This is a genomic window from Streptomyces sp. P13-3-3, from assembly GCF_050571355.1.
GTDB lineage: Bacteria > Actinomycetota > Actinomycetes > Streptomycetales > Streptomycetaceae > Streptomyces > Streptomyces althioticus.
The window spans coordinates 955784-980738 of the sequence record NZ_CP192228.1 but is presented as its reverse complement, the minus strand read 5'-3'; the positions used below and the strand labels follow the sequence as shown (position 1 = coordinate 980738).

At 70.7% G+C, this 24955-nt stretch carries 24 protein-coding genes; 7 read left to right on the top strand and 17 right to left on the bottom strand.

Annotated features, from left to right (window positions below; all coding sequences use genetic code 11):
- Positions 1-103: 103 nt before the first annotated feature.
- Positions 104-463: a DUF1801 domain-containing protein gene (locus tag ACQZOG_RS04500; RefSeq protein WP_430741296.1), complete on the bottom strand. Its 360-nt coding sequence runs from the start codon at positions 461-463 to the stop codon at positions 104-106.
- 51 nt (positions 464-514) lie between these two features.
- Positions 515-1501, bottom strand: a complete 987-nt coding sequence (locus ACQZOG_RS04495; RefSeq protein ID WP_430741295.1) for a YDG/SRA domain-containing protein — start codon at positions 1499-1501, stop codon at positions 515-517.
- Positions 1502-1664: 163 nt separating this feature from the next.
- Here ACQZOG_RS04495 and ACQZOG_RS04490 point away from each other — a divergent pair, with 163 nt between their 5' ends.
- The gene (locus ACQZOG_RS04490) at positions 1665-4820 is read left to right on the top strand and encodes a DUF3427 domain-containing protein (RefSeq protein WP_430741294.1); all 3156 of its coding nucleotides are present in this window, start codon (positions 1665-1667) and stop codon (positions 4818-4820) included.
- Positions 4821-4823: 3 nt separating this feature from the next.
- On the opposite strand, the gene ACQZOG_RS04485 is transcribed toward ACQZOG_RS04490, so the two are convergent.
- Complete coding sequence (locus tag ACQZOG_RS04485; RefSeq protein ID WP_037639772.1) at positions 4824-5483, bottom strand: ATP-binding protein; 660 nt, start codon at positions 5481-5483, stop codon at positions 4824-4826.
- 201 nt (positions 5484-5684) lie between these two features.
- Between ACQZOG_RS04485 and ACQZOG_RS04480 the strand changes: the two genes are divergently transcribed.
- Both ACQZOG_RS04480 and ACQZOG_RS04475 read left to right on the top strand, forming a co-directional pair.
- Positions 5685-6530, top strand: coding sequence for a helix-turn-helix domain-containing protein (locus tag ACQZOG_RS04480; RefSeq protein ID WP_037639775.1), 846 nt, complete (start codon positions 5685-5687; stop codon positions 6528-6530).
- Complete coding sequence (locus ACQZOG_RS04475) at positions 6530-6730, top strand: DUF397 domain-containing protein (protein WP_033277465.1); 201 nt, start codon at positions 6530-6532, stop codon at positions 6728-6730. Before ACQZOG_RS04480 ends, ACQZOG_RS04475 begins: the two co-directional genes overlap by 1 nt.
- Before the next feature lie 25 nt (positions 6731-6755).
- Here ACQZOG_RS04475 and ACQZOG_RS04470 read toward each other — a convergent pair whose 3' ends face one another.
- The 3 genes from ACQZOG_RS04470 to ACQZOG_RS04460 form a co-directional block, all read right to left on the bottom strand.
- Positions 6756-7754 (bottom strand): IS481 family transposase, encoded by a 999-nt coding sequence (locus ACQZOG_RS04470; RefSeq protein WP_058917296.1) that lies wholly within the window; start codon positions 7752-7754, stop codon positions 6756-6758.
- Positions 7755-7873: 119 nt separating this feature from the next.
- Positions 7874-8410 (bottom strand): GNAT family N-acetyltransferase, encoded by a 537-nt coding sequence (locus ACQZOG_RS04465; RefSeq protein WP_033277466.1) that lies wholly within the window; start codon positions 8408-8410, stop codon positions 7874-7876.
- Between the two features lie 163 nt (positions 8411-8573).
- On the bottom strand, positions 8574-9221 hold the full coding sequence (locus tag ACQZOG_RS04460) for a LysE family translocator (protein ID WP_037639780.1): 648 nt from the start codon (positions 9219-9221) through the stop codon (positions 8574-8576).
- Between the two features lie 97 nt (positions 9222-9318).
- Between ACQZOG_RS04460 and ACQZOG_RS04455 the strand changes: the two genes are divergently transcribed.
- Positions 9319-9714 carry a hypothetical protein gene (locus tag ACQZOG_RS04455; RefSeq protein ID WP_058916252.1) on the top strand — a complete coding sequence of 132 codons (396 nt, stop codon included), beginning with the start codon at positions 9319-9321 and terminating at the stop codon, positions 9712-9714.
- Positions 9715-9768: 54 nt separating this feature from the next.
- Here ACQZOG_RS04455 and ACQZOG_RS04450 read toward each other — a convergent pair whose 3' ends face one another.
- The 5 genes from ACQZOG_RS04450 to ACQZOG_RS04430 all read right to left on the bottom strand — a co-directional run bounded on the left by ACQZOG_RS04450 (position 9769) and on the right by ACQZOG_RS04430 (position 12562).
- Positions 9769-10215, bottom strand: coding sequence for a hypothetical protein (locus ACQZOG_RS04450; protein WP_058916253.1), 447 nt, complete (start codon positions 10213-10215; stop codon positions 9769-9771).
- On the bottom strand, positions 10212-10757 hold the full coding sequence (locus tag ACQZOG_RS04445; protein ID WP_058916254.1) for a TetR/AcrR family transcriptional regulator: 546 nt from the start codon (positions 10755-10757) through the stop codon (positions 10212-10214). Before ACQZOG_RS04445 ends, ACQZOG_RS04450 begins: the two co-directional genes overlap by 4 nt.
- An 11-nt stretch (positions 10758-10768) precedes the next feature.
- Positions 10769-11350, bottom strand: a complete 582-nt coding sequence (locus tag ACQZOG_RS04440; RefSeq protein ID WP_033277576.1) for a sugar O-acetyltransferase — start codon at positions 11348-11350, stop codon at positions 10769-10771.
- A gap of 141 nt (positions 11351-11491) precedes the next feature.
- Positions 11492-11977 (bottom strand): DUF2267 domain-containing protein, encoded by a 486-nt coding sequence (locus tag ACQZOG_RS04435; RefSeq protein WP_033277470.1) that lies wholly within the window; start codon positions 11975-11977, stop codon positions 11492-11494.
- 165 nt (positions 11978-12142) lie between these two features.
- Positions 12143-12562, bottom strand: coding sequence for an Hsp20/alpha crystallin family protein (locus tag ACQZOG_RS04430; protein WP_193455329.1), 420 nt, complete (start codon positions 12560-12562; stop codon positions 12143-12145).
- Between the two features lie 215 nt (positions 12563-12777).
- Between ACQZOG_RS04430 and ACQZOG_RS04425 the strand changes: the two genes are divergently transcribed.
- Positions 12778-13080 (top strand): hypothetical protein, encoded by a 303-nt coding sequence (locus ACQZOG_RS04425; RefSeq protein WP_193455330.1) that lies wholly within the window; start codon positions 12778-12780, stop codon positions 13078-13080.
- Between the two features lie 61 nt (positions 13081-13141).
- Here the strand turns inward: ACQZOG_RS04425 and ACQZOG_RS04420 are convergent, their stop codons facing one another.
- Both ACQZOG_RS04420 and ACQZOG_RS04415 read right to left on the bottom strand, forming a co-directional pair.
- Entirely contained in the window at positions 13142-14620 is a 1479-nt protein-coding gene (locus ACQZOG_RS04420) for an MFS transporter (protein WP_193455331.1), read from the bottom strand.
- A gap of 104 nt (positions 14621-14724) precedes the next feature.
- Complete coding sequence (locus ACQZOG_RS04415; RefSeq protein ID WP_391605258.1) at positions 14725-16071, bottom strand: DUF445 domain-containing protein; 1347 nt, start codon at positions 16069-16071, stop codon at positions 14725-14727.
- A gap of 380 nt (positions 16072-16451) precedes the next feature.
- On the opposite strand from ACQZOG_RS04415, the gene ACQZOG_RS04410 reads away from it, so the two are divergent.
- A complete protein-coding gene (locus tag ACQZOG_RS04410) occupies positions 16452-17846 on the top strand; it encodes an SGNH/GDSL hydrolase family protein (RefSeq protein ID WP_430741293.1) in 1395 nt (464 codons plus the stop codon).
- A 758-nt stretch (positions 17847-18604) separates the two neighbouring features.
- Here the strand turns inward: ACQZOG_RS04410 and ACQZOG_RS04405 are convergent.
- Genes ACQZOG_RS04405 through ACQZOG_RS04390 form a run of 4 tightly spaced genes read right to left on the bottom strand, consistent with a single transcriptional unit; the run spans position 18605 to position 22115 of the window.
- Positions 18605-19453: a DUF1707 SHOCT-like domain-containing protein gene (locus ACQZOG_RS04405; RefSeq protein ID WP_430741292.1), complete on the bottom strand. Its 849-nt coding sequence runs from the start codon at positions 19451-19453 to the stop codon at positions 18605-18607.
- Between the two features lie 34 nt (positions 19454-19487).
- Positions 19488-20492: an ABC transporter ATP-binding protein gene (locus ACQZOG_RS04400; RefSeq protein WP_430741291.1), complete on the bottom strand. Its 1005-nt coding sequence runs from the start codon at positions 20490-20492 to the stop codon at positions 19488-19490.
- A gap of 8 nt (positions 20493-20500) precedes the next feature.
- On the bottom strand, positions 20501-21322 hold the full coding sequence (locus ACQZOG_RS04395; protein ID WP_033277476.1) for an ABC transporter permease: 822 nt from the start codon (positions 21320-21322) through the stop codon (positions 20501-20503).
- The gene (locus tag ACQZOG_RS04390; protein ID WP_037639795.1) at positions 21315-22115 is read right to left on the bottom strand and encodes an ABC transporter permease; all 801 of its coding nucleotides are present in this window, start codon (positions 22113-22115) and stop codon (positions 21315-21317) included. Before ACQZOG_RS04390 ends, ACQZOG_RS04395 begins: the two co-directional genes overlap by 8 nt.
- Positions 22116-22387: 272 nt before the next feature.
- Between ACQZOG_RS04390 and ACQZOG_RS04385 the strand changes: the two genes are divergently transcribed.
- Positions 22388-24952, top strand: a complete 2565-nt coding sequence (locus ACQZOG_RS04385) for a transglycosylase domain-containing protein (RefSeq protein ID WP_037639798.1) — start codon at positions 22388-22390, stop codon at positions 24950-24952.
- Positions 24953-24955 lie beyond the last annotated feature (3 nt).

Here is a 24955-nt window from a genome sequence, read left to right as displayed (position 1 = left end):
CACAATCTATTTGGAGGGGGTGAGGGAGGGCGCCGGGGGCGGCGGCGTGCGTGCCGGGTACGCCGGGGGCGGCGGGTACACCGGGGGCGGCGGGGCGGCGGGGTTACTGGGCGGCCGGGCCGGAGGTGGTCGCGGTGGCACGGAGCAAGTCGCTGACCAGGTCGAGGTCGACGCTGCCGGGCCGACGGAAGCGGAGGCAGCTCTTGCCCATGCCCATGCTCTGGCCGGCCGGCCGCTCGGTGAAGGCGTCACGGACGTCGCCGCGGAAGAGGTAGAAGGAGAGGTACTGCTTCTGACTGGCGAACGCGATCTCCGCGACGCCGTCCCGCTGGTACGTGGGCATCCCGTAGGCCATGACCTCCGCGAACCCCTCGAGCTCGGCCCGGCACAGCTCCCGCAGCCGCGTCAGGACGACCTTGCGGTAGTCGGGGACGTCGGCGAGGTAGGCGTCGAGGTTTTGCACCGTGCGGTGAGCTTATGCCGGGCTTGGAGGGGTGCCCCTCTCGAGTACGGGCTACCGAGCTTGCCCGCCTTGCCCCTCCCAGTACTCACGGTGATAGCGCAGGTAGGCGGGGTGCACGAGATGCCCTTCCCGCACCGTGAGCTGCGGCAGCAGGTTGGCTCCCGACAGGGGCGCTCTCGGGATCACGTTTCTGCCGTCGCCCAAGGTGACGGCCCCCATATCAAGCCGTACATGGCAGTTGGGACAAAGGCAGAGGATGTTGGGCTCGACGTCGGGTCCGTAATGCGGCTTCCCCAGGGGGCGTATGTGCGCGCCTTCGCTGTAGGGCCTGCCGTCAGGTCCCAGCAAGCGGAGACCGCACAGTTGGCACTCTCCGCCGTAGAGCTGCTTGATCCGTTGCGCGGCGGCCGTATCGCGAATCAGTCGCCGCACGCGCACGCTGCGCGCCCGAGGGAACTTCTCCTCATACTGCGGTTCGTCGCCCAGCTCATCCAGCACGTCCATCACGTGCCGCTCCAGCTTCGTCTGCACCTGCTCCTGATCCGGAAGACGTCGCAGGTCGAACTGGCAGATGTTGACGGGCGATCCGTCCGGAGCCGGGTACTTGGAGATTGCGGTGCGCACGTCCGTGATCCCGTACAGGCCGTCGTAGCGGTAGGAGTCACACGGGGAGTAGCGAGGGTCACCTTCGTAGCCCCGGATCACTCGGACGGGATGACCCCGCTCGAAGCTAAGGCGTAAGGCGGCGTTATCCGTGTAGGACCAGGACTGGCTGCTCAGCAACCGGCCGCTCGGGTCCTTCTCCCTACTCGGCGAGGCACCTGTGTACTGGATACGGTCCCACTCGTCTTCGTCATCCACGTAGCCGCCGTTCAGGACGATCGCGTCGCTGACCCTGCTGCCGTCCTGGTCCAGTAGCCAAGAGATGCCGCGCTGGTTCGTCTGATGCAGCCGTGCCTCCATCACATCCTTCCGCCGATGGAACACCGTGCCCACGGGCACGCCCTCGATGTGTCCGATGACGCGTTCGATAGCCATTCATCCATGCTGGAACGCAGGTGATCATTTATGGCCAACTCTCGGTCGATGACGTCATGTTGAGATCAACCAGCGCATCAACTCGGCCATCGTCGCCCCTGACTGTCAGAGCCCTCTGTTACACATAGACCCAGCTATCCGGCTGTGATCAAAGGAGCGTGGCGTGTCTGAGCTGGAGGATCTGTCCCACCCCGCCGCAGGCCTCTACGAGCAACTGATCACGCTCCGTTTTGAGCAGCAGCTGCGCGAGCTTTCCCAGCTTGGCTGGTATCCACTGCGGGAGGACGTGGGTGCCGAGTCGGTCCCCCACGTGCTCGCCCGGCATGTCGCACGCACCGTGCACCGTGTCTTGAAGAACCTCCCTGCGGAGGAGCGGGTACACGCCGCCAACCACATCCTGGACTCCATCAGCACCCTGAAGGGCGCGCAGGAGTGGGTAGACCTCATCGCTGATGGCCCTCAACAACTGCTAGCGATCACACGCCAAGAGGCGCCCGGGGTGTTCGAAGTGCGTCCCGGCATTCCGCTCTCCGACGCGGCGCTCCTTACCAACGCACCTGAGGACCCGAGCCTCGGCTTTGAACTGCGCGCCGAGCTCGCCACGGCGGATCGCGTCGACCTGCTCTGCGCTTTCGTCAAATGGCATGGGCTTCGTGTCCTCGAGCGGTCGCTCCAGGCCGCCGCTGAGCGAGGCGTACCCATCCGCGTCCTCACCACGACGTACATCGGCGCCACGGAACGGCGAGCGTTGGACCGACTGGTGCGCGACTTCCAGGCGGATGTGAAGGTCAACTACGAGACCCGCTCCACGCGCCTGCACGCCAAGGCGTGGCTCTTCCGCCGAGACAGTGGCTACGACACCGCGTACGTCGGTAGCTCCAACCTCTCGAAAGCCGCCCTGCTCGACGGCCTGGAGTGGAACGTGCGCTTGTCCTCTGTCGCCACTCCCGAGGTGATGAGGAAGTTCGAGGCGACCTTCGAGTCGTACTGGAACGACCCGTCTTTCGAGACCTACGACCCTGACGCCGACGGCCCTCGGCTGCGTGACGCACTCGCTGTGGCTGGTGGAGCCCCGGCGACGGGGAAGGCCATCACGCTAGCCGGACTGGAAGTACGGCCGTACCCCTATCAGCGGGACATGCTGGAACGCCTCAATGTGGAGCGGGAAGTGCACGACGTGCACCGCAACCTCCTGGTCGCGGCGACGGGCACCGGCAAAACAGTCATGGCCGCCTTGGACTACAAGCAACTGCGCCAGGACCACAAGCGCGACCTGCGCCTCCTCTTCGTAGCGCATCGCAAGGAGATCTTGCAGCAGTCCCTCCGCACCTATCAGGAGATCCTGCTGGACGCAGATTTCGGGGAACTGTTGTACAGCGGCGAGATCCCGGAACGCTGGACGCACGTCTTCGCGAGCGTCCAGTCGCTCAATCCGAAGACCTTGGACCGTCTCGACCCGACCCATTTCGATGTCATCGTGATCGATGAGTTCCACCACGGAACCTCACCGACCTACCGGAAGATCATCGATCACTTCAAGCCCAAGGAGCTGTTGGGTCTCACCGCCACGCCGGAGCGCATGGACGGAAAGAACGTTCAGGACGAATTCTTCGAAGGGCGTATCGCCGCAGAAATGCGGCTCTGGGAAGCTCTCGACAACAAGCTCCTGAGTCCCTTCCACTACTTCGGCATTAGTGACACCACCGACCTCAGCTCGGTGGAGTGGAAGCGCGGGTCGTACGATCTGAGCTCCCTCAGCAACGTCCTGACCGGAAACAAGACACGCGCAGCCCTCGTCGTGAAGGCGGTCGAAGACAAGGTTTCCGACCCGAGCCGCATGCGCGCCTTGGGATTCTGCGTCTCCGTGGCCCATGCGCACTTCATGGCCGATTCCTTCCGCACGGCGGGCTTCCAGGCCGTTGCGGTCTCTGGAGAGACTCCCCCCGAGCAGCGACGGCAAGCACTGGCCGACCTAAGGTCCGGGTCGTTGCAAGTGATCTTCTCCGTCGACTTGTTCAACGAGGGCGTCGACATCCCGGACGTCGACACGCTCTTGCTCCTCCGGCCGACGTCAAGCTCGACTGTCTTCCTCCAACAGTTGGGCCGAGGATTGCGCAGATCCGACAACAAGGCCGTGCTGACGGTCTTGGACTTCATCGGTCAGCATCGCAGGGAATTCCGCTTCGAGAACCAGTTCCGCGCTCTGACCAACTTCACACGGAAGCGACTCCTACACCACATCGAGCATGACTTCCCTAAGCTCCCTTCGGGCTGCGAGATCATGCTCGAGGAGAAGGCGAAGCGCACAATCATCGCCAACATTAAGGAGCAACTCAACGTCAACGTGAAAACGCTGGCACGTGAAGTGGCGGACTACCGCGAGCCGCTTCTCGGCCGGTACCTGGAGGAGAGCGGCCGGGACATCAAGGAGCTTTACCGAGGGACGGGGAACTCCTGGACTGGGCTCCTCCGCCGCTCGGGCTTGTTGGCTGAGGAGGCCCCCGAAGGGGAGGCTGCGCTGCTCAGGCGAGTACCCGCCTTCCTTCACGTCGACGATCCGCTCCGCGTGCAGGCGTACACGCGTCTCCTGGAGGACGATGCGCCTGCCTACCGCGACCTCGATGCGCAGACACAGGCTTACGCCCGCATGCTCTTCTTCCAGCTCTGGCCGTTGGGTGGGGTGACCCGCAAGGGCTTCGCGAGCTATGACGCTGGCTTCGTGGTCCTTCGCAAGCAGCGAGCGTTCCGCAGCGAGCTGCGCCAAGTATTGGCCCACAATCTCGCCCACACCGAGCACGTCCCCATCCCGCTGCTCGGGTTGGCTCACGACCGCCCCATCCCGCTGACCGTGCATGCCTCCTACAGTCGCGAAGAGATCCTCCCCGCTCTCGGTCAAGCCGAGATTGGAGGCCAGATGCCTGGAGACTTCCGCGAAGGGGTGCTGTGGTGCGAGTCCATCGCAACGGATGCACTGTTCGTCACGTTGGAGAAGGACGAGAAGGACTTCTCCCCGCAGACCCGCTACCGTGACTTTGCATTGAGCGATACGCGCTTCCACTGGGAGTCTCAGAACAGGACCTCAGAGTCGTCCCCGACCGGCTTGCGGTACCGACGCCACGCAAGCCAGGGCAGTCAGGTGCTGCTCTTCGTCCGCCGGTATAAAAGCACTGACATAGGCGGCCCGCAGCCGTGGATGCTGCTGGGCCGCGCCGAGTACGAGCGGCACGAGGGCAGCAGACCCATGGCCATCACCTGGAAGCTGGAGCATGCCCTGCCGGCGGACGTGCTGTCGTACGCCCAAGCTGTGGCGGCCGGCTGAGCTTCAGCTCACACCAGGGGCTGCGCCCAGTTCAGCTTCAAAGTGCGTCTGGGCGCGGTCCAAAATGTCATCGGCGTCATGGCCGTGCGCCCTCAGCCAGTGCAAGAGGTCGGAGATGAGGTCAATGGCCGCCGCCTCCGTCGCCAGAGCGCCGATCCGGCTGTGACGCGGTCCGCTGGGCAGCCGCCCAGCGCTGTAGGAGCTGAGCATCTTCTCCGCTCGCGCCACGCGCGTGCCTCCCACGCCCCCCGCGTGTGTGGCCGCCGACACAGCGACGATCTCGCACCACGTGGCCTTGCCGTCCCGGTGCAGGTCGACGCCCCAGCAGTCCGCCAGGGCGTCCACCAAAGTCATGCCTCGTCCGCTCTCGGCATCCTCCGTCGCCTGTACGAGCGTGGGCAGTACGCGCGCGTCCGGGTCCCACACCTCAAGGCGCAGGCGGGCACCACGAAGAGAGAGAACGAGGCTGGCGGGCGCCCCCCGGCCCACATGAGTAATCACGTTGGACACCAACTCACTCACGCAGAGCTGAGCCGCGTCGATGACCTCCTGCACACCCCACTCCACGAGTCGAGCTCGTACGTCCGCTCGTAGCGCCGAGACTTCCTCGGGCTCGGCAAGGAACTGCACCCTCCACAGGGGGATGTGAGCTGCTTCCTCCACGCTTCTCCTCCTAAGTAGGTCAGGCTTGTGACGCACTGAACTCGGTCACGTACTGAGAGTTTCACTGAAACTCTCAAAATGAAACTCTCATCTCGTGACTGGTGGAGCGCGAGGTGTCGTACGCGCCCCCGGCGCACACCGTCTTGCCGTGATGAACGCGGGGAGGCAACTATCGAGCGACTCGCACGAAGGGCTTGTGCCATGCCGGTTGGACCCACCACTCGACGGCGCCAGTTGGGCGCCGACCTCCGCCGACTTCGCGAGCTGGCGGGCTTGACGCTGGAGGAAGCGGGAGCGCGGGTGGGCATCTCGAAGGCGACCCTGAGCCGCTACGAGACCAAGGAAGGCGTGGTCAAGTGGCCTGCCGTGGACGCACTATGCCGTGAGTACGGAGCAACTGATGAGGAGCGTCTGGCCCTAGTCGAACTGGCCAAGGGCGCACGTATCCAGGGTTGGTGGCGTTCTCTCGCAGACCCAATCCCCGAGTCCATGAACCTCATGCTCACCCTCGAGGACGAGGTGGTGCGCGAGGACCACTACGCCTGCATGTACGTCCCAGGGCTGCTGCAGACGCGCGCGTATGCCGAAGCCGTGCACCGAGCTTCCGAAGTGCGGTGCGAAGAACGCGAAGTGCAGCACATGGTCGATATCCGCATGAAGCGTCAGGAGTTGCTAGAACGCGAAGACCCGCCGCACCTCTGGGCGGTGATCGATGAGGCCGCGCTCAGGCGACGGGTGGGCGGTCGAGAGGTGATGCGGGAGCAACTAACGCATCTGCTGACCATGGCTGAGCGGTCGCGTATCACCGTGCAGGTTCTGCCGTTCGACCGAGGCGCGCACGCCGCCGCTGTCGGAAGCTTCGCTGTGCTGCGCGGGCAAGCATCCGAGCTCGACGTGGTGTACGTGGATCTCCTTGGTGGTGGGCTCTTTATGGAGAAGCCCGAGGAACTCGAGCGTTATAAGTTGGCGTTCGAGTACCTCAGCGCCCAGGCACTCGACTTCGAGTCCTCCACCGATCTCATCGACAGGATCAGCAAGGAGACCTGATGACTGCCCCGTCCCAGCCCACCTGGATCACCTCGTCCTACAGCGGTGGCAGTGGCACCGAGTGCGTCGAGTGCGCCCGCATCGAGACGGGCACGCTCATACGCGACTCGAAATGGGCAGACGGGCCGATAGTTCGCGTGCGCCCTCAGCCATGGACGGCGTTTGTACGCTCCTTGAAGCAGGTCGACCCGCGCGCGTAAGGGACAGAAGAGGCAAGGCGACCGACTAGGTGTATTGCCCTGTGAGGTTGGGGACGCGGCTGGCGGGTGGTTGCCCTTTCAGCGCGGTGTGTCCGCGGTGGTGATTGTAGGTGTGCAGCCATTGCGGGAACGCTTGGCGGCGCTCGGCTTCTGACCGGTAGGGGCGTGCGTAGGCCCACTCGTCCAGCAGGGTGCGGTTGAAGCGTTCGACCTTGCCGTTCGTCTGGGGCCGGTAGGGCCGGGTTCGCTTGTGGGCGATCCCGGTCGCTGCCAGGGCATCGCGCCAGTCGCGTGAGCGGTAGCAGGAGCCGTTGTCGGTCAGTACCCGTTCGACGGAGATCCCGGCCTGGGTGAAGAAGGTGTGGGCCCGCTGCCAGAAGGCGGTGGCGGTCTCCTTCTTCTCGTCCGCGTGGATCTCGCTGTAGGCGAGGCGGGAGTGGTCGTCGACGGCGGTGTGCAGGTAGCTGTAGCCGAGGTTGGGACGGCCGTGGACGGCGCGGGGCCGGGCGGGGTCGCGGTGCGCGGAGCTGTTGCGGCTGCCCTGAGCCCTGCCATGGACCTTGTGTCCGCCGCCGTCGGGGATGTTGCCCAGTTTCTTGATGTCGACGTGGACGAGTTCGCCGGGCCTGGCGCGTTCGTAGCGGCGCACCACGCGGCCGGTGGTCCGGTCGAGATGAGACAGGCGGGCCAGGCGGTAGCGGGTGAGCACGCGGTGCACGGTCGAGGGCACCAGGTGCAGGAAGTGCGCGATGCGGGCCGGTCCCCACCGGCGCAGCAGACGGACCTTGATGATCCGCCGCTCGGTACGGGTGGGAGTGCGGCCCGGGCTCGTGCGTGGGCGGCTGGAGCGGTCGGCCATGCCGGCTTCCCCCAGGCGGCGGTAGCGGTCGGCCCACCGCTGGGCGGTGGTGGGCGAGACCTGGAAGCGTTCGGCGGCCCGGCGCAGGGGCCAGCCGTCCTCGACCACGCAACGGGCCAGGCGCAGCCGTCCGGTCTCGGTCAGGGGTGCATTACGGTGGGGCACGAGGGCCTTTCTGGTTGGTGTAGACGTCGCAATCCACACCGAACCGGAAGGCCCTCACCCGTTCAAGATCCCTCGGCCGAGACCTGTCTCACCGTTCACAACCTCCCCGGACAGAACAACTAGGCCGCCCCACTCCCCTTCCACTCCCCCGCCAACAACCCCAACACCACCTCGTCCATGAACTCCCCCAACACCCACGCCGAGTTGCGCAGCACCCCCTCCCGCACGAAGCCGTTGCGCTCCGCCGCGCGGATCATGCCCTCGTTGTCGGAGAGGGTCTCTATCTGGAGGCGTTGGAGGCCGCGTACGGCGAAGCCGTAGTAGCAGAGGGCCGCGACGACGTCCGTGCCGTAGCCCTTGCCGCGGGCGGCGGGGAGCAGGCCGACGCCGATGTGGGCGTTGCGGTTGTGGGTGTCGATGCCCCACAGGTTCGCCGTGCCGATGAGGGTGCCGCCTTCCAGCTCCACCACGGAGAAGGACGCAAGGTTCTCCGGTGGGTTGTCGAAGGCGAGCTGCGGGTCGTTCGCCGTGACCGGGCGCCATGGGCGGCCCTCGGCGCGCGCGGAGTTGACCACGTCGTTGTAGAGCTCGGCCCGCAGAACCGGCGTGTCGTCCTCGTGCCGCGCCCTCAGGCCGACCCTCGTTCCCTTCAGCATGCGGCCTTCCTATCCCCGCGCGCCGGCCGGCCGCAATCGATTAAGAGGCGCCGTACGCGCGCCGGTTCCCGCTCGTCACGGGCCGGGCGGACCCTGGAGACCACCGCACCGGGTCCGGGGCGGGCGGGCCCGGCCTCCGTGCCCGCCCCGGGCGGCGCCTCCCTCACTCGGCGCGGCCGGTGAACGCCACCGACGCGCCGAGGCCGATCATGGCCAGGCCGCCGGTGCCGCCGATCGCCGCCGTCCTGCGTGGCGACCGGCCCAGCCAGTCCCGCGCGGTGGCGGCGCCCAGACCCCAGATCCCGTCCGACAGCAGCTGCAAGAGGGCGCCGGCCAGACCGAGTACGAGCATCTGCGCCGTCGCGTGGCCGGCCTCGCGGTCGACGAACTGGGGCAGTACGGCGGTGAGGAAGACGACGCTCTTCGGGTTCGTCACCCCGACCCAGACGCCCGCCCGCACCGAACCGGCCGTCCCGTCAGCGCCCTTGGCGTCCGCCGGCCGCCCGGCCACGTCCCGGCCCCGCCAACTCGCGTGCACCGCCCTCACACCGAGGACGATCAGGTACGCGGCGCCGAGCAGTTTGATCGTGTGGAAGAGCACCGCCGACCGCTCGACGAGGCTCCCCACGCCCAGCGCGACGGCCACGACCAGGACGTATCCCCCGAACGCGTTGCCCAGTACGGACGCGAGGGCGGTCGCCCGGCCGTGGGCGAGGGCGCGCCCGACGACGAACAGGACGCTCGGGCCGGGGACGGCGGACAGCAGCAGGGACATCGTGCAGAAGGCGAGCAGGTGGTGGGCGTCGACCATGCGGCGATCCTCCCCGCACGTCGTCGCCGTCCACCAGACGGACTTTCGACCTAGGTCACCCGGGAGCCCGTCGCCGCACGCGCCCTACAGTGGCCGGATGTTCGACAGTCTGGAGATCAAGGTGCTGCCGCCCGGGCCCCGCTGGGCGGCTACCGTGCGGTTCCTCGTCAACGGCGAGGACCTGGTCGAGGCAGGGGTCGACGAGGGAGGTCGCGGCCCGTACGCGGCCGACGTCCTGCCGGCGGGCCGCCCCAGCCCGCTGCGGGCGACCGGGGAGGCGCGCCGTCTGGAGCTGGGCGAACCGGAGTGCACCGGCGGCTGCTGCGGGTTCCTGACCGTGGTCGTGCAGCGCTGCGGGGGCATCGTGCAGTGGTCGGACTGGGAGCTCCCCGCGAAAGCGCCGACCCGGTTGCTGGATCTGCATGTCGACGCCGCCCGGTACGACGCCGAGGTGGCCCGCGCGGAGGCGGCCGGCAGGGCATCGGCCAGTTGAGCGTCGGGCAACGGCACACGTGGATCAACAAGCCGCCGACCTCGGCGAAACCGCTCAGGAGACCGCTTCGGTGTCCGCCTCCTCGCCGGTGCGGCCGCCGATCAACAGCGTCAGGCCGCACAAACCACCGGCCAGCCAACTGAGGAGTACCCACCCGCTCCGACCGAAGCCGAAGCAGACGGTGAAGGCGACAAGCGATGCGGTGAGACCCGCGATGGCGGCACGTCGCAGGACGCCGCCGGCAGTCCACTCACGGCGCAGCACACCGGAACGCCGCCACATCCACCAGAGGAAGGCTGCGACGACCGCGGCTTCCGCCACGACGAACCAGGCGGGGAGGGGAGGCAGCTCGTACGTCCCCGCCTCGCCGCGCCAGACGTCCATGAGCCCGGTGACCAGGATGACCGGACCGACCAGGGCGAACACCCCTGCCACGAAGCGGAGGAAGCCGACGCCCACCACCGGCGCTCCGCCACCGCCGAACGGGACGACGCGCCTCACCCCTCCCCCGTGACCCTCCCCACCGCCTCCCGTGTCAGCGGTCGCCCCGGCGGGTCGTCGTCCAGGGCCCGGTGGAGGGTGAAGCCCTCGATCAACGCGTCCAGTTGGCGGGCCGTGTCCGGGGGGAAGTGGGTTTCCAGCAGGGCGCGGCTGCGGCGCATCCAGCGGGCGCACAGCGCGCGGTACGGCTCCCTGCGCGCCGCCAGCGTGTACAGCTCCTGGACCAGGATCAGGTCGCGGCGCGGGCCCTCCGAGAGGGTGTGGATCAGGTCGGTGACCGCCTCGCGCGCCTCCGCCGGGGTCGCGGCGCCCGCGAGGTGCCGTTCGAAGACGGCGACCACGTGGTCGGCGTACCCCGTGAACGCCTCCAGCAGCAGCTCGTCGATGCCGGTGAAGTGGTACGTCATCGAGCCGAGCGGCACCCCGGCCCGCGCGGCGATCTTGCGGTGGGAGACGCCGGCGACGCCCTCCTCGGCGATCAGGTCGAGCGCCGCCGCGAGGATGCGTGCGCGGCGGTGCGGGTCGGTGTGTCCGGTGGCCATACGGACGGCGGTCAGAGGGAGCGGACCGGGCGGGCCGGGTTGCCGACCGCCACGACGTTCGCCGGGACGTCCTTGGTGACGACCGCGCCCGCGCCGATGACCGAGTTGTCGCCGATCGTGACGCCGGGGCAGACGATCGCGCCGCCGCCGATCCACACGTTGTCGCCGATGGTGATGGGCCGCGCCGCCTCCAGCTTGTCGCGGCGCGGCTGGGGCTCCACGGGGTGTGTGGGCGTGAGCAGTTGGACGTTCGGGCCGATCTGGCAGTCCTCGCCGATGGTGATGGCGGCGACGTCCAGCGCGGTGAGGTGGTAGTTGACGAACGTGCGGGCGCCGACGGTGATGTTGCTGCCGTAGTCGACGTAGAGCGGCGGGCGGATCTCGACGTCCTCGCCGACCGAGCCGAGCAGTTCGGCCAGGACCGCGTTCGCCTGGTCCCGCTCGTCCACGAACGTGGCCTGGTAGCGGGCGGCGAGCCGCATCGCGCGCTGCTGCCTGCGGCCGATCTCGGGGTCGTCGGCGATGTACAGGTCGCCCGCGAGCATCCGCTCCAGGTTCGTGCGCGGATCGCCCGCGAAGTGGTCCGTCGTCATGCGTACGATCGTACGCTCCATGCCGTCGGTGAGCGTACGGGCGTACGCCCACCGTGTCCGGTACGGCGTGGCGAGCGCCCCCGTGCCGTTGTCGGGCACGGGGGCGCTCGCCGGTGAGGAGGGGGAGCTACGGCGTGGTCGTCACGCCGCCGGTGTCAGCTCGGCCCGCCCGAACAGGAGGGCGTAGCCGGGTGGGAGCTGGTCCAGGATGCGCGTCACCAGCTCGTCGCCGACCAGCGGCGGCAGCACGCTGAGCACGGAGCTGACGTCCCAGCGGGCCGTCGCCGGGGTCGCGCCCTCGATCCGGGCGGCCACCGAGTCGACGAACTCGGCCGCCGTCAGCCGGCGCGTCGCCGGGATCTGGGAGGCGACCACCCGCGCGGCCTCCTCGGGCAGGGCGCGGGCCAGGTCGACGCGCTCGTCCCCGACGACGTGGCCGCCGAGGGCGGACAGGACGATACGGGTGACGCTCTCCGCCTCCGACCGCGTCGGGTACTGCCCGGCCTCCCGCACGGCGTCGACGAGTTCACGCCAGGCGGGGTCCTGGGCCGGGCGCGGCCCGGGCGCCGGGGTGATGTCACCTCCCGGCTGCGGGACGGCGGGCTTCTGCGGCGTCAGCGTGGTCATCCGAAGCTCCTCTCCTTCTCCGGTATGCGGTTCTGCGTGGGCCGGTCGGCCCGTTGGTCCCGGGCCCCCGGCCCGTTCGCGCCGTCGCCCGCCCCCGGGCGTCCGGCGCGTGGCCGCGTCCCGCGGGCGCGAGGCCCGCGGGACGCGCGGAAGGGGTCGGCCCGGTCAGCCGGTGATCTGCTTGCGGTCGCCGCCCGCGATCTGGATGCGGCGCGGCTTGGCCGCCTCGGCCACCGGGATGCGCAGGGTCAGGACACCCGCGTCGTACGAGGCGTCGATGCGCTCGGTGTCCAGCGTCTCGCCGAGGAACAGCTGCCGGCTGAAGTGTCCGGTCGGACGCTCGGAGACCACCACGTCCGCGTCCTCGGGGGCCGGCGAGCGGCGCTCGGCACGGACGTTCAGGACGTTGCGCTCGACGTCGAGCTCGATGGACTCCGGGTCGATGCCGGGGATGTCGAAGTGGACGATGAAGTCGTCCCCCGCCCGGTAGGCGTCCATCGGCATCGCCGACGTGCTGGTGCCCGGGCCGAAGACCTGCTGCGCGAGACGGTCGAATTCGCGGAACGGGTCGGTACGCATGAGCATCACAGTCCACTCCTCTCCGTCAAGTCGCTTGTGCGATGCCCTACGGATCAATTCCTTATATAGCCCATGAAGAGGAAAGTTGACAAGCCCTGACTCAGCTTCGCCTCGACGACTGCTCCGGGGCTGGTGAGAGGGGGCGCCGCCGGGCGCGTTAGCCTCGGAGGTCCGTGGTTTCCCGCGCCCCGCGCGGGGCGCAGTGGCAGGAGGCAGCAGGCATGGCGAAGGTTCCCAGTTCGGTGGTGGCCGCGAGCGGGCTCGTCGGCGGGTACGGCGTGGCCCGCTGGACCCGGAAGCGGCAGCTCGGCGGGGTCGTGCTCGCCGCCGCCGGGGTCGCCGCCGCCCAGCAGTGGCGCGAGCGGGCCGGGGGTACGGCGGCCGGTGTGCTGTCGGCGGCGTACGTGGCCGCCTTCGCCGGGTCGCACCCGCTGGCGAAGAAGGTCGGCGCCTGGCCGGCCGTGTTCTCGGTGGCCGGCGCGGTCGCCCTCGCGTCGTGGGCGGTGGCCGACCGGCGGGACTGAGTGCCCCACCGGTCCGCCGCCGGGCACAAGGTCACCGGCCGCGCGGTCGCGGGCCCGTCTGTCAGGGACGGGCCGCCGCCTGCTGGGGTTCGGCCGCCGACAGCGGCGTCGCGATGTCCTCCAGGGACCGCCGCTCCGCGTTCACCGCGAGGATCGCCGCGACGATGCCCGCCGCGACCATCAGGCCCGCGCCGATCTGGAACGCGAGCACCGTGTCGCCGACCTTGCCGGTGTTCGTCAGCTCGGCGAAGAGCAGCGGGCCGCTGATGCCGCCGGCGGCGGTGCCGATCGCGTAGAAGAAGGCGATGGACATGGCCCGGGTCTCCATCGGGAAGATCTCGGAGACCGTCAGGTAGGCGCTGGACGCGCCGGCGGAGGCGAAGAACAGCACCACGCACCAGCACGCGGTCATCGTCGCCGCGGTGAGCGACCCGCGGTCGAACAGCCACGCCGTGCCGAACAGCAGCGCGCCCGACAGCACGTACGTGCCGGAGATCATGACGCGGCGGCCGACCGTGTCGAACAGCTTGCCCAGCAGCAGCGGGCCCAGGAAGTTGCCGGCCGCGATGACCGCGAAGTAGTAGCCGGTGTTCCCCGACGGGACGTCGAAGAACTGCGTGAGGATCGCGCCGAAGCCGAAGGTGATCGCGTTGTAGAGGAACGCCTGCCCGATGAACAGGGCGAAGCCGAGGGTGGAGCGCCTGCGGTAGCGGCCGAAGACGGTCCGGGCGATCTCGGTGAACGTGGTGCGGCTGCGCTGGTGGATCGTCATCTCGTCCTCGACGGGCGGCAGCTCCTTGCCGCCGTCGGCCGTGACGCGTTCCTCGATGCCGGAGACGATCCGCTCGGCCTCCTCGTCCCGGCCGTGGATCAGCAGCCACCGCGGACTCTCCGGGACGTGCCGCCGTACGAGCAGGATGACCAGGGAGAGGACCGCGCCGAGGGCGAAGGTGAGACGCCATCCGACGTCCGCCGGGAAGATCGAGGTGTTCAGGGCGACGATCGACAGCAGCGCGCCGGCCACCGCGCCGAGCCAGTAGCTGCCGTTGATCAGCAGGTCGACGCGGCCCCGGTAGTGCGCCGGGATCAGCTCGTCGATCGCGGAGTTGATGGCCGCGTACTCGCCGCCGATGCCGAAGCCGGTGAGGAAGCGGAAGAGGAAGAACCACCAGGTGTCGAAGGACACCGCGGTCAGGGCCGTCGCGCCCAGGTAGACGGCCAGGGTGATCAGGAACAGCTTCTTGCGGCCGTAGATGTCGGTGAGCCGCCCCCAGAACAGGGCGCCCAGGCAGGCGCCCGTGACGTAGAGGGCGGCGGAGATGCCGGTGACCTCGCCGGAGGTGATGGGCAGTCCGCTGCCGGGCTCCGACAGGCGGGCCGCGATGTTGCCGACGACGGTGACTTCCATCCCGTCGAGGATCCATACGGTGCCGAGGCCGATGACGACGGACCAGTGCCAGCGGGACCACGGCAGGCGGTCCAGGCGGGCGGGGATTCTGGTGGTGACGGTGCGTCCGGTCCCGGACTGCGCGGTGGCCATGGGCTCCCTCCTCGACGAAGTGAACCTCGTGTGCCCCGCGCCGGCCGGTTTCACGCCCCGGGCCGTCCCCGGCGGGTGCGGCCCCCGCGGTCCGGGCGGCCGCGCTACGCCCCCAGCGCCCGCGACACCGTGTAGATCAGCAGGCCCGCGAGCGAGCCGACCACCGTGCCGTTGATGCGGATGAACTGCAGGTCACGGCCGATGTTGGCCTCGATCTTCTTCGTCGTGTGCTCCGCGTCCCAGCTCGCCACCGTGTCCGTGATCAGGGAGGTGATCTCCTTGCGGTAGGTGGTCACCACGTACACCGCGGCGCTCTCCAGCCAGGTGTCGACCTTGCCCTGGAGCTTCGGGTCGAGCGACATCCGGGCGCCCAGCGACAGCAGCGACGCCCGCAGCCGCAGCCGCAGCTCGCTGCGCTCGTCCTCCGCCGCCGAGACGATCATGCCCCGCACGGCCGTCCAGGCGGACGCGATCAGGTCCTGCACCTCGCTGCGGCCCAGGATGTCGCCCTTGAGCCGCTCCACGCGGGCGCGGGTGTCGGTGTCGGCCTGGAGGTCGGTCGCGAAGTCGGTGAGGAAGCGGTCCAGGGCGCCGCGCGCCGGGTGGCTCGGCATGTCCCGCATCTCGGTGACGAAGCGCAGCAGCTCCTTGTAGACGCGCTCGCCGACCTTGCGGTCCACGAACTTGGGCGTCCAGCCGGGTGCGCCGCCGTGCACCGCGTCCATCACGGCGTCGCTGTGCAGCACGAGCCAGTCGTGGGCGCGGGTGACGACGACGTCCACCGCGCGTTTGTGGGCGCCGTCGGCGACGATCCGCTCCAGCATCTTGCCCATGCCGGGCGCGACCTCCTGGGCGTTCGCCCGGCGGGTGATCGCCTCGCCGACGACCGCCTGCACGTCGGAGTCGCGCAGCACCGTCAGCGCGCCGCGCAGGGCCGCCGACGCCTCGGCGGTGACCCGGTCGGCGTGCTCGGGGACGGAGAGCCAGGCGCCGAGCCTGCTGCCGATACCGACGGCACGCAGACGCCTGCGGACGACGTCCTCGGAGAGGAAGTTCTCCCCGACGAAGTCGCCGAGGGCGGTGCCGAGCTGGTCCTTCTTGGTCGGGATGATCGCCGTGTGCGGGATGGGCAGGCCCAGCGGGTGCCGGAACAGCGCGGTGACGGCGAACCAGTCGGCCAGCGCGCCCACCATGCCCGCCTCGGCCGCCGCGGCCACGTACCCCGCCCAGGCGCCGGCGCCCTGGTGGGAGGCCCACTTGGCGAGGACGTAGACGAGGGCGACGAACAGCAGCAGGCCCGTCGCGGTGAGCTTCATGCGGCGCACGCCGCGCTGCTTCTCCTCGTCCGCGGGGCTGAACGTCGTCATCGCCCGGTTCGTGGCGGCGCCGGCGCGGGCATGCTGCTCGGCGGCGTCCCGGTCCTCGGTGTCTGCCGTCTCAGTCCGTTCCATCCGCTCCACCCGCTCGGTGATCTCTCACACATTGTCCCTTCCTGACCGACTCCTGGAACGGAACAGGAGTTCCCGGCGTCTGTCCGTGGGGGGATTGTCCAGGGACGTCACCGAGGGGTACCCCGGGCCGCCCCGGACACCCCGGGCCGCGCGGGCCGACCACCCGAAGGCGCGCCTGGGGTCAGCCGGGGGCCGGTCCTGCCGCGGTCCGGGCCGGGCCCTGGTGCATCCGGGGCACGTCCGAGCCGTCCAGGGTCCGTCCGGGTCCGCCCGGACGATCTTCGGTCGCGTCCCGCACCCTGCCTCCCCCGCCCTGACCCACCATGGTGCGACGGACGGAGCCGCGAGCGGCTCCCTCTTCCCGAGGAGAACAGAACAGCATGACCCGTGACGGGGACACGGCGGCGCCGCCGCGCGCGCCGCAGCCACCCGCCCCGCAGGGGCGGCCCGGACGGTACGCGGCGTTGCTGGCCGCGATGCTCGCGGCCGTGCTCGCCGTGTCCGCCGTGATCTTCGTCGGGGTGTCCGCCGACGGCCTGCGCGGGCGGGACACCCCGGCCCGCGACGGCGGCGGGGCCGGGAACCCCGTCGCGCCCGCCTCCGCCGGGACCTGGGTCACCGCCTGGGCGACCGCGCCCGGCGGCGGCGAACCCGGCACGGAGACCGCGGGGCTCGCCGGCCGGTCCGTGCGGAACGTCGTCCACACCACCGCGGGCGGCACCCGCGCCCGCGTCACCCTGTCCAACCTCTACGGCCGCGCCCCGCTCACCCTCACGCACGCGTCGATCGCCGTCTCCGCCGGCCCGGACACCGCCGCCGCGCTCCCCGGCACCATGCGGCCCCTCACCTTCGCCGGGAACCCGTCGGTCGTCGTCCCGGCGGGCGGACAGGTCGTCAGCGACGCCGTCCGCGTGCCGGTCCCGCGCGACGCGCACGTGCTGATCAGCACGTACTCCCCCGTCCCCTCGGGTCCGGTGACGTACCACAAGCACGCCCGGCAGATCTCCTGGGTCGCCGAGGGCGAGCACACCCGCGACACCACCGGGGCCGCGTACAACGGGCAGAGCACCGTCTGGCGGTACGTCACCGCGCTGGACGTGCTCGCCGACGACTCCGAGGGCACGGTCGTCGTCCTCGGCGACTCCCTCACCGACGGCATCTCCTCCACGACCGGCGCGGACGCCCGCTGGCCCGACGTGCTGGCCGGACGGCTGCGCGCGGCCCTCGCGTCGGGCCGGGACCTCCCCGGCTACAGCGTCGTCAACGCCGGGCTCAGCGGGAACCGCGTCCTCGCCGACGGGCCCGGCCGCCCCCCGCGCAACCCGAGCGCACTGCGCCGCTTCGACCGGGACGTGCTGGGCCGCGCGAACGTCCGGGTCGTGGTCGTCGTGCTCGGCATCAACGACATCCTCCGCGCGCCCGACACCGCCGACCCGGATCGGATCGCGGCCGGGCTGACGGCTCTCACCGCGCGGGCGCACGCGCGGGGGATCAAGGTCGTCGGGGCGACGCTCATGCCGTACCGCGGGCACCGCGGCTGGACCCCGTACGGCGAGGACGTGCGGCAGGAGGTCAACGCGGAGATCCGCGACGGCGGGGTGTTCGACGAGGTCGTGGACTTCGACGAGGCGGTGCGGGACGCGTACGACCCCCGCCGCCTCCGCGCCGGCCACGACTCCGGGGACGGACTGCACCCCAGCGACGAGGGCTACGCGCGCATGGCGGAGACGTTCGAACTGAAGACGCTGAAGGGCGGGGCACCAGCCCGGCTGTGAGGGGCGCCGGGCCGGCGAGCGCGGACAGCGGCCGCCGGGCCCGGCGGGCACGGACAGCGGCCTTCCGCGCCGCGCAGGGTCGGCGGCCGCCGGAGCCGCGCACACGGTCAGCGGTCGCCCGGACCGATGCGCACGATCAGCAGCCCCCGGAGCAGGTGCGCACGGTCATCGGTCGCCGGGCCCGGTGCACACGGCCAACGGCCGCCCGGACCGCTCGCCGTCGGCGGTCGCCGGAGCCGCGCACCGCTCAACGGCCGCCGAGTCCGGTGCACACGCACACCGGCCCCCGCAGCCGACGCGCGCGGTCATCGGCCGGCGGGACCGGCGGGCGCGAACAGCGGCCGCCGGAGCCGCACACACGGTCAGCGGTCGCCCGGACCGATGCGCACGATCAGCGGCCCCCGGAGCAGGTGCGCACGGTCATCGGTCGCCGGGCCCGGTGCACACGGCCAACGGCCGCCCGGACCGCTCGCTGTCGGCGGTCGCCGGAGCCGCGCACCGCTCAACGGCCGCCGAGTCCGGTGCACACGCACAACGGCCCCCGCAGCCGACGCGCGCGGTCATCGGCCGGCGGGACCGGCGGGCACGAACAGCGGCCGCCGGAGCCGCACACACGGTCAGCGGTCGCCCGGACCGATGCGCACGATCAGCGGCCCCCGCAGCCGGTGCGCACAACGGCCGCCGGGACCCGCAGGCACGGACACCGGACGTCCGAACCGGTGCGCGCGGGCAGCGGTCGTCGGGGCCGGTGAACGCGGTCAGCGGTCCTCCGGCCGCCGCTCCCGCTCCTCCCGCGTGCCGTGCAGGTTCAGCGGGTCGTGGAGGCGCCGTGACTGCTCCAGCTCGCGGCGGTGCCGCTCGGCGCTGTCCAGGTGTTCCTGCCGCTGCCGCTCCGCGCGCTGCAGATGCTCCCGCCGCCGCTCCTCCTTGAGCGCCTGCTTCTCCAGGCGCCGCTCCTCCCGCAGCCGCTGCCGCTCCGCGCGGGGCAGCTTGCGCTGCACGCCGACCCCGCCCCAGAAGGCGAGCCCGGTGATGATCACGCGCGGCGCGCCCGGCTCGGCCGGCACGCCCTCCTCGCGGTGGTCGAAGCCGCCCATGATGCCGACGCCGCGCACCACCACCTCCACGCCGGGCGGCACGGTCACGTCGATCCCGCCCATGATCGCGACGGCGTTGATGACGATCTCGCGGTCCGCGAAGTTCGCGTCGCGCAGGTCGATGGTGCCGCCGCCCCAGAGGGCGAAGCAGTTGAAGCGCCGGGGCGCCGTCCACCGCCCCTTGCGCTCGAAGCCGCCCATCACGGCGACCGCCCAGGTCGACAGCCCCGACTCGTCCCCGCCGACGATGCGGTCCGCCCAACCCCCGCCCGCCGCCGGGTCCTTCGTCAGCGAGACGGCGGGCGCCACCGCCGTGCCCGACCCGGGCAGGTCACGGGTGAGGGGGGCCAGTTCCCCGTAGGTGCGCGCCTGGTAGGTGGCGTCCAGCCGCTCCTGGAACTCCTCCATGTCCAGACGGCCCTCGGCGAGGGCGTCCCGGAGGACTTCGGCGACCCGTTCACGGTCGGCGTCGGAGGCGCGGAGGTCCGGTGCGGGTGCGTCGTCGGTCATACCCAGCAGCCTACGAGTTGTCCCCGTCACAGGGCTACGAGGACTGCGTCGGCGCCCGCCCGGCCCGCTCCGCGTACATCTGCGCGATGACCGCCTCGATGTCGGGCTCCCGCACCGACAGGTCCACCAGCGGGTAGCGCTCGGCGATCCGCGCGACCAGCCCGGCCGCCGGCTCCGACGCGGGGAACGCCACCCACTGCCGGGGCCCGTCCACCCGCACCACCCGGGCGGGAGCCGGCACCTCCACCGGCGGAAACTCCCGCTCCAGGTCCACCACCAGCGTCCGCTCGCCCTCCCCCACCTCGTGCAGCCCGGCGAGCGCCCCGTCGTACACCAGCCGGCCGTGGTCGATGACCATCACGCGGGAGCAGACCTGCTCGATGTCCTGCAGGTCGTGCGTGGTCAGCAGCACCGTCGTGGCGCGCTCGGCGTTCACCTGCCGCAGGAACTCCCGCACCCGGGTCTTCGAGACGACGTCCAGGCCGATCGTCGGCTCGTCCAGGTACAGCACCTCCGGGTCGTGCAGCAGCGCCGCCGCGATGTCCCCGCGCATCCGCTGCCCCAGCGACAGCTGCCGCACCGGCACCTCCAGCAGGTCGCCCAGGTCGAGCAGTTCGACCAGCCGCGCGAGGTTCTCCCGGTAGCGGGCGTCGGGAATGCGGTACATGCGGTGCATCAGCTTGTACGAGTCGATCAGCGGAAGGTCCCACCACAGGGTGGTGCGCTGCCCGAACACCACACCTATGCGGTGCGCCAGCCGGGTCCGCTCCCGCGACGGGTCGATACCCGCGACCCGCAGCCGGCCGCCGCTCGGCGTGAGGATGCCCGTCAGCATCTTGATCGTCGTCGACTTCCCCGCGCCGTTCGGCCCGATGTAGCCGACCATCTCACCGCGCGCCACCGTGAAGGAGATCGAGTCCACCGCCCTCACCTGGTGCCGCTCGCGCCGCAACAGCCCCTTGCGCCGGCGCACGTCGAAGACCTTCTCGACCCCGTCCACCTCGATGAACGCGCCTTCGGACCCCTCTGTCGTGCCCATCCGCCCGCTCAACTCCCCACGCTCCTGTACGACCTGAGTCCCGTCCGCCACGCCAGCCCCGCCAGCGCGCAGCACCCCGCCGCCACCAGCGGCGACGCGAACGCCACCCACCCCGGCAGCGCCAGCGGGTACGGGCGCCCCAGGACGTGCGCGGCGGGCACCCAGTTGACGAAGGCCAGCGGCAGCACGAACGTCACCCCGCGCACCAGGTCCTTCCCGAACACCGCCGGCGGGTACTGCAGCATCGTCGTCCCGCCGTACGTGAACGCGTTCTGCACCTCCGCCGCGTCCTGCGCGTAGATCTGGAACGCCGCGCCCGCCACGAACACCGCCACGAAGATCGCCGCGCCGGACACCACCATCAGCGGCACCAGCAGCACCTTCGACACCGTCCAGTCGATGTCCGCCGCCACCAGCGCCCAGCCCAGCACCGCCCCGCCCTGCGCGAGCCGCCCCAGACGCCGCAGCGAGAAACGGTCCCCGCCGACCTGCGCGAGCACCGGCACCGGCCGCACCAGCAGCACGTCGAAGGAGCCGTCCCTGATCCGCGAACCGAGCTGCTGCATCGACCCGGACGCGAGATGCGCCAGCCCGAACGACGTCACCGACGCCGCGTACAGGAACGCCACCTCCGGCAACGACCAGCCGGCCAACTCGTCGACCTGCGAGAACATCAGCAGGATCCCCACGAAGTCCAGCCCGGTCATCACCAGGTTGCCGAACAGCGTGACCACGAACGACACCCGGTAGGTCATCCCGGACCGCACCCACATCCCGGCGATCATCCGGTACGCCCGCAGCCCCTCCAGCACCGCGCTCCGCTCAGCCACCCTGCACCACCACCCGGCGCGTGGCCGCCGACTGCACGAGCCGGCCCGCCACGAGCAGCAGCACCGCCCACATCGCCTGGAAGGCGAACGCCCCCGCCACCGCCGTCTCCCCCATCAGCACGTCCGCGGGGACCTGCAGCTGCGCCGCCCACGGCAGCGCGCGCGCCACCTCGCCGAACCCGCCCGGGAACACGTTCAGCGGCAGCACCATGCCCGAGAAGAACACCCCGAGGATCATCATCACCTGGCTGACGCCCGTGCCGTCCAGCAGCCAGAACACGCTCAGCGCCACCAGATAGCGGATCCCGAAGCTCACCAGCGCCGCCAGCAGCAGCGCCACCGCGAACCACACCCACGTGTCGAACCGCGTCGGCAGCGCCGTCGGGAAGAACAGCCCGCCCACCAGGAACGGCACCACCCCGCGCCCCAGCAGCTGGAACGCCGCCCGGCCCAGGTCGCCCGCCAGCCACCACAGCTGCAGATCCGCCGGACGGTACAGGTCCACCGCGATCTCACCGGTGCGGATGCGCTCCATCAGCTCCGTCTCGACGCCCCCGCCCTGCAGCGCCAGCGCGGCGAACAGGCACTGACCCAGCCACACGTACGTCACCGCCTGCGCCTGGTCGTAGCCGCCGAGGTCCGGACGCTCGTCCCACAGCGCCAGATACGTGTAGACGAGGATCAGCCCGAACACCGTGTTGGTGAACACCCCGGCCGCGGTCGCCGCCCGGTACGACGCGTACCGCCGGAATCCCCGGGCCGCCACGGCCAGGTACAACCGTGCCGAACCCACCCCTCTCCACCCCTTCCGCCCTGGACACCGAAGCGCAGGAGCCTAGTCCGGGCAGAGATCGCGCCGCCACGGGTTTTCCGGCCCGTCCTCCGGTCAGGTGAACAGCCGGCGCGGCCGAACGGGCGACACGGCGCGGGACGCACGACGCGCGTCGCCGCCCGGCGAAGGCGGCGACGGGTGCGACAGTCTTCAATAAGAGGCACGCACGAGGCGTACGCACACACATGAGGCGTACGGGAACGAACGAGGCGAATCAGGAGTCCGTGCACGACATGAGCGACGAGCCGCAGCCGAAGAAGCCCCGCCCGGGCTGGGCATCGCACGAGCCTCAGGCGGCCGACGCGCCCGACGACGCCCGGGACGACACCCGGACGGACGACGCCGACGCCACACGATCGGATGAATCCGGCCAGAACAGCGGGGCCGCCGCCGTCTCGGACCAGGAGTCCGACGCCGCCTCCGACGGGAAGCCGGGCGCCGCCAAGGACAAGACCGCCGACGACAAGAAGGCCGCCCGCCGGGAACGCCGCGCCGCCCTCAAGGCCCGCCGCACCGGCTGGCGCCGCGCCGTCCCCACCTGGCGCATGGTCCTCGGCGCGTTCCTCGTCACCGCGCTGCTCGTCGTCGGCGGCTTCCTCCTCGGCTACGCCCTCGTCCAGATCCCCGCCGCCAACGCCCTCGCCACCCAGCAGGCCAACGTCTACCTCTACGCCGACGGCTCCGTCATCGCCCGCGACGGCGAGGTCAACCGGGAGAACGTCACCCTCTCCCAGATCTCGAAGGACGCCCAGCACGCCGTCCTCGCCGCCGAGGACCGCGACTTCTACACCGAGTCCGCCGTCGACCCCCAGGCCATGGTCCGCGGCGCCTGGAACACCGTCACCGGCAAGGGCAAGCAGTCCGGCTCCACCATCACCCAGCAGTACGTGAAGAACTACTACCTGCGCCAGGAGCAGACCGTCACCCGCAAGGTGAAGGAGTTCTTCATCGCCATCAAGCTGGACCGCAACCAGTCCAAGGACGAGATCCTCGAGGGCTACCTCAACACCAGCTTCTTCGGCCGCGGCGCCTACGGCATCCAGGCCGCCGCCCACGCCTACTACGACATGGACGCCTCCGAACTCGACGCCGGACGCGCCGCCTACCTCGCCGCCCTCGTCAACGCCCCCAGCCAGTACGACGTGATCGCGCACCCCGAGAACCGCGCCTTCGTCGAGAAGCGCTGGAACTACGTCCTCGACGGCATGGTCGACGAAGGCTGGCTCGACCCCGCCGAACGCGCCCGCCTCACCTTCCCCGTGCCTAAGCGGACCACCCACTCCACCGGCATGTCCGGGCAGCGCGGCTACATCGTCAACGTCGTCAAGCAGCACCTCGCCGACAACAAGATCGTCGACGAGTCCGCCCTCGACGCCGGCGGCTACCGCATCACCACCACCCTGCAGAAGAGCAAGCAGGACGCCTTCGTCGAGGCCGTCAACGACAACCTCATGGACCGCCTCGACCAGAAGAACCGCAAGGTCGACACCTACGTCCGCGCCGGCGGCGCCTCCGTCGAACCCAAGACCGGCAAGGTCGTGGCGATGTACAACGGCATCGACTACGTCAAGCAGTACACCCCCAACGCCACCCGCCGGGACTTCCAGGTCGGCTCCTCCTTCAAGCCCTTCGTCTTCACCGCCGCCGTCGAGAACGGCTCCCGCACCCAGGACGGCCGCCGCATCACCCCCCAGACCCGCTACGACGGCACCAGCGAACGCCCCGTCCAGGGCTGGGCAGGACCCCGCTACGCGCCCGAGAACGAGGACCACGAGGACTACGGCGACATCACCGTCAGCGAGGCCACCGACAAGTCCGTCAACGCCGTCTACGCCCAGATGGCCGTCGACGTCGGCCCCGAGAAGGTCCGGCAGACCGCCGTCGACCTCGGCATCTCCCCCGACACCCCCGACCTCGACGAACCCGGGCCCTCCATCGCCCTCGGCGTCGCCAACGCCAGCGTCCTCGACATGGCACAGGCGTACGCGACCCTCGCCAACCACGGCAAGCACACCCCGTACACGCTCGTCGAGAAGATCACCCAGAACGGCCGCGACATCGCCCTCCCCGAACGGCGCACCCGGCAGGCCGTCAGCCGCGAGGCCGCCGACACCACCACCTCCGTCCTCAAGGGCGTCGTCGAGAAGGGCACCGCCACCGCCGCCCAGACCGGCGGACGGCCCGCCGCAGGCAAAACCGGCACCGCCGAGGAGGACACCGCCGCCTGGTTCGCCGGCTACACCCCCGACCTCGCCACCGTCGTCGCCGTCATGGGCCAGGACCCCGTCACCGCCGGCCACAAGTCCCTCTACGGCGCCATGGGCCTGCCCCGCGTCAACGGAGGCGGCGCCCCCGCCGAGATCTGGGGCCAGTACACCCGCGACGCCCTCGAGGGCGAACCCGTCGGCAGCTTCACCCTGCGGCTCCAGCCCGGCGCCGACGAGAGCCAGCCCCCCGCCCCCGACTCCAGCGGCGGACCGTCCTCCTCCGGCGACCCCTCCTCCCCCGCCACCGGCGCCCCCGACGACGAGGACACCGACAGCGGCACCCCCGAGGACGGCGGCAGCGGCACCGGCGACGGAGAGGGCACGGAGAGCGAAGGGCAGAACTCCACCGGCGGCACCTCCACCGGCTCACCCACCGGCGGCCAGAGCGGCGACACCGGCGACGGCGGCGGCACGGGCGGCAGCGGGGACACCACCGGCGGCGGCAGCACCGACGACGGCGGCTCCAACCGCGACGAACTCCCCGGCCCCGGCGGACTCAGCGGCGCCCTCGACGGACGCCGCTGGAACTAGCCG

What these genes read in the sequence shown, in the direction of transcription:
- ACQZOG_RS04420 (WP_193455331.1), bottom strand. Translation starts at nt 14,620, where the DNA reads ATGGCCACCGCGCAGTCCGGGACCGGACGCACCGTCACCACCAGAATC.
- ACQZOG_RS04455 (WP_058916252.1), top strand. Translation starts at nt 9,319, where the DNA reads ATGTTCGACAGTCTGGAGATCAAGGTGCTGCCGCCCGGGCCCCGCTGG.
- ACQZOG_RS04405 (WP_430741292.1), bottom strand. Translation starts at nt 19,453, where the DNA reads ATGACCGACGACGCACCCGCACCGGACCTCCGCGCCTCCGACGCCGAC.
- ACQZOG_RS04430 (WP_193455329.1), bottom strand. Translation starts at nt 12,562, where the DNA reads ATGCTCATGCGTACCGACCCGTTCCGCGAATTCGACCGTCTCGCGCAG.
- ACQZOG_RS04465 (WP_033277466.1), bottom strand. Translation starts at nt 8,410, where the DNA reads ATGCTGAAGGGAACGAGGGTCGGCCTGAGGGCGCGGCACGAGGACGAC.
- ACQZOG_RS04475 (WP_033277465.1), top strand. Translation starts at nt 6,530, where the DNA reads ATGACTGCCCCGTCCCAGCCCACCTGGATCACCTCGTCCTACAGCGGT.
- ACQZOG_RS04415 (WP_391605258.1), bottom strand. Translation starts at nt 16,071, where the DNA reads ATGGAACGGACTGAGACGGCAGACACCGAGGACCGGGACGCCGCCGAG.
- ACQZOG_RS04425 (WP_193455330.1), top strand. Translation starts at nt 12,778, where the DNA reads ATGGCGAAGGTTCCCAGTTCGGTGGTGGCCGCGAGCGGGCTCGTCGGC.
- ACQZOG_RS04440 (WP_033277576.1), bottom strand. Translation starts at nt 11,350, where the DNA reads ATGACGACGGACCACTTCGCGGGCGATCCGCGCACGAACCTGGAGCGG.
- ACQZOG_RS04435 (WP_033277470.1), bottom strand. Translation starts at nt 11,977, where the DNA reads ATGACCACGCTGACGCCGCAGAAGCCCGCCGTCCCGCAGCCGGGAGGT.
- ACQZOG_RS04480 (WP_037639775.1), top strand. Translation starts at nt 5,685, where the DNA reads ATGCCGGTTGGACCCACCACTCGACGGCGCCAGTTGGGCGCCGACCTC.
- ACQZOG_RS04400 (WP_430741291.1), bottom strand. Translation starts at nt 20,492, where the DNA reads ATGGGCACGACAGAGGGGTCCGAAGGCGCGTTCATCGAGGTGGACGGG.
- ACQZOG_RS04495 (WP_430741295.1), bottom strand. Translation starts at nt 1,501, where the DNA reads ATGGCTATCGAACGCGTCATCGGACACATCGAGGGCGTGCCCGTGGGC.
- ACQZOG_RS04460 (WP_037639780.1), bottom strand. Translation starts at nt 9,221, where the DNA reads ATGGTCGACGCCCACCACCTGCTCGCCTTCTGCACGATGTCCCTGCTG.
- ACQZOG_RS04445 (WP_058916254.1), bottom strand. Translation starts at nt 10,757, where the DNA reads ATGGCCACCGGACACACCGACCCGCACCGCCGCGCACGCATCCTCGCG.
- ACQZOG_RS04410 (WP_430741293.1), top strand. Translation starts at nt 16,452, where the DNA reads ATGACCCGTGACGGGGACACGGCGGCGCCGCCGCGCGCGCCGCAGCCA.
- ACQZOG_RS04385 (WP_037639798.1), top strand. Translation starts at nt 22,388, where the DNA reads ATGAGCGACGAGCCGCAGCCGAAGAAGCCCCGCCCGGGCTGGGCATCG.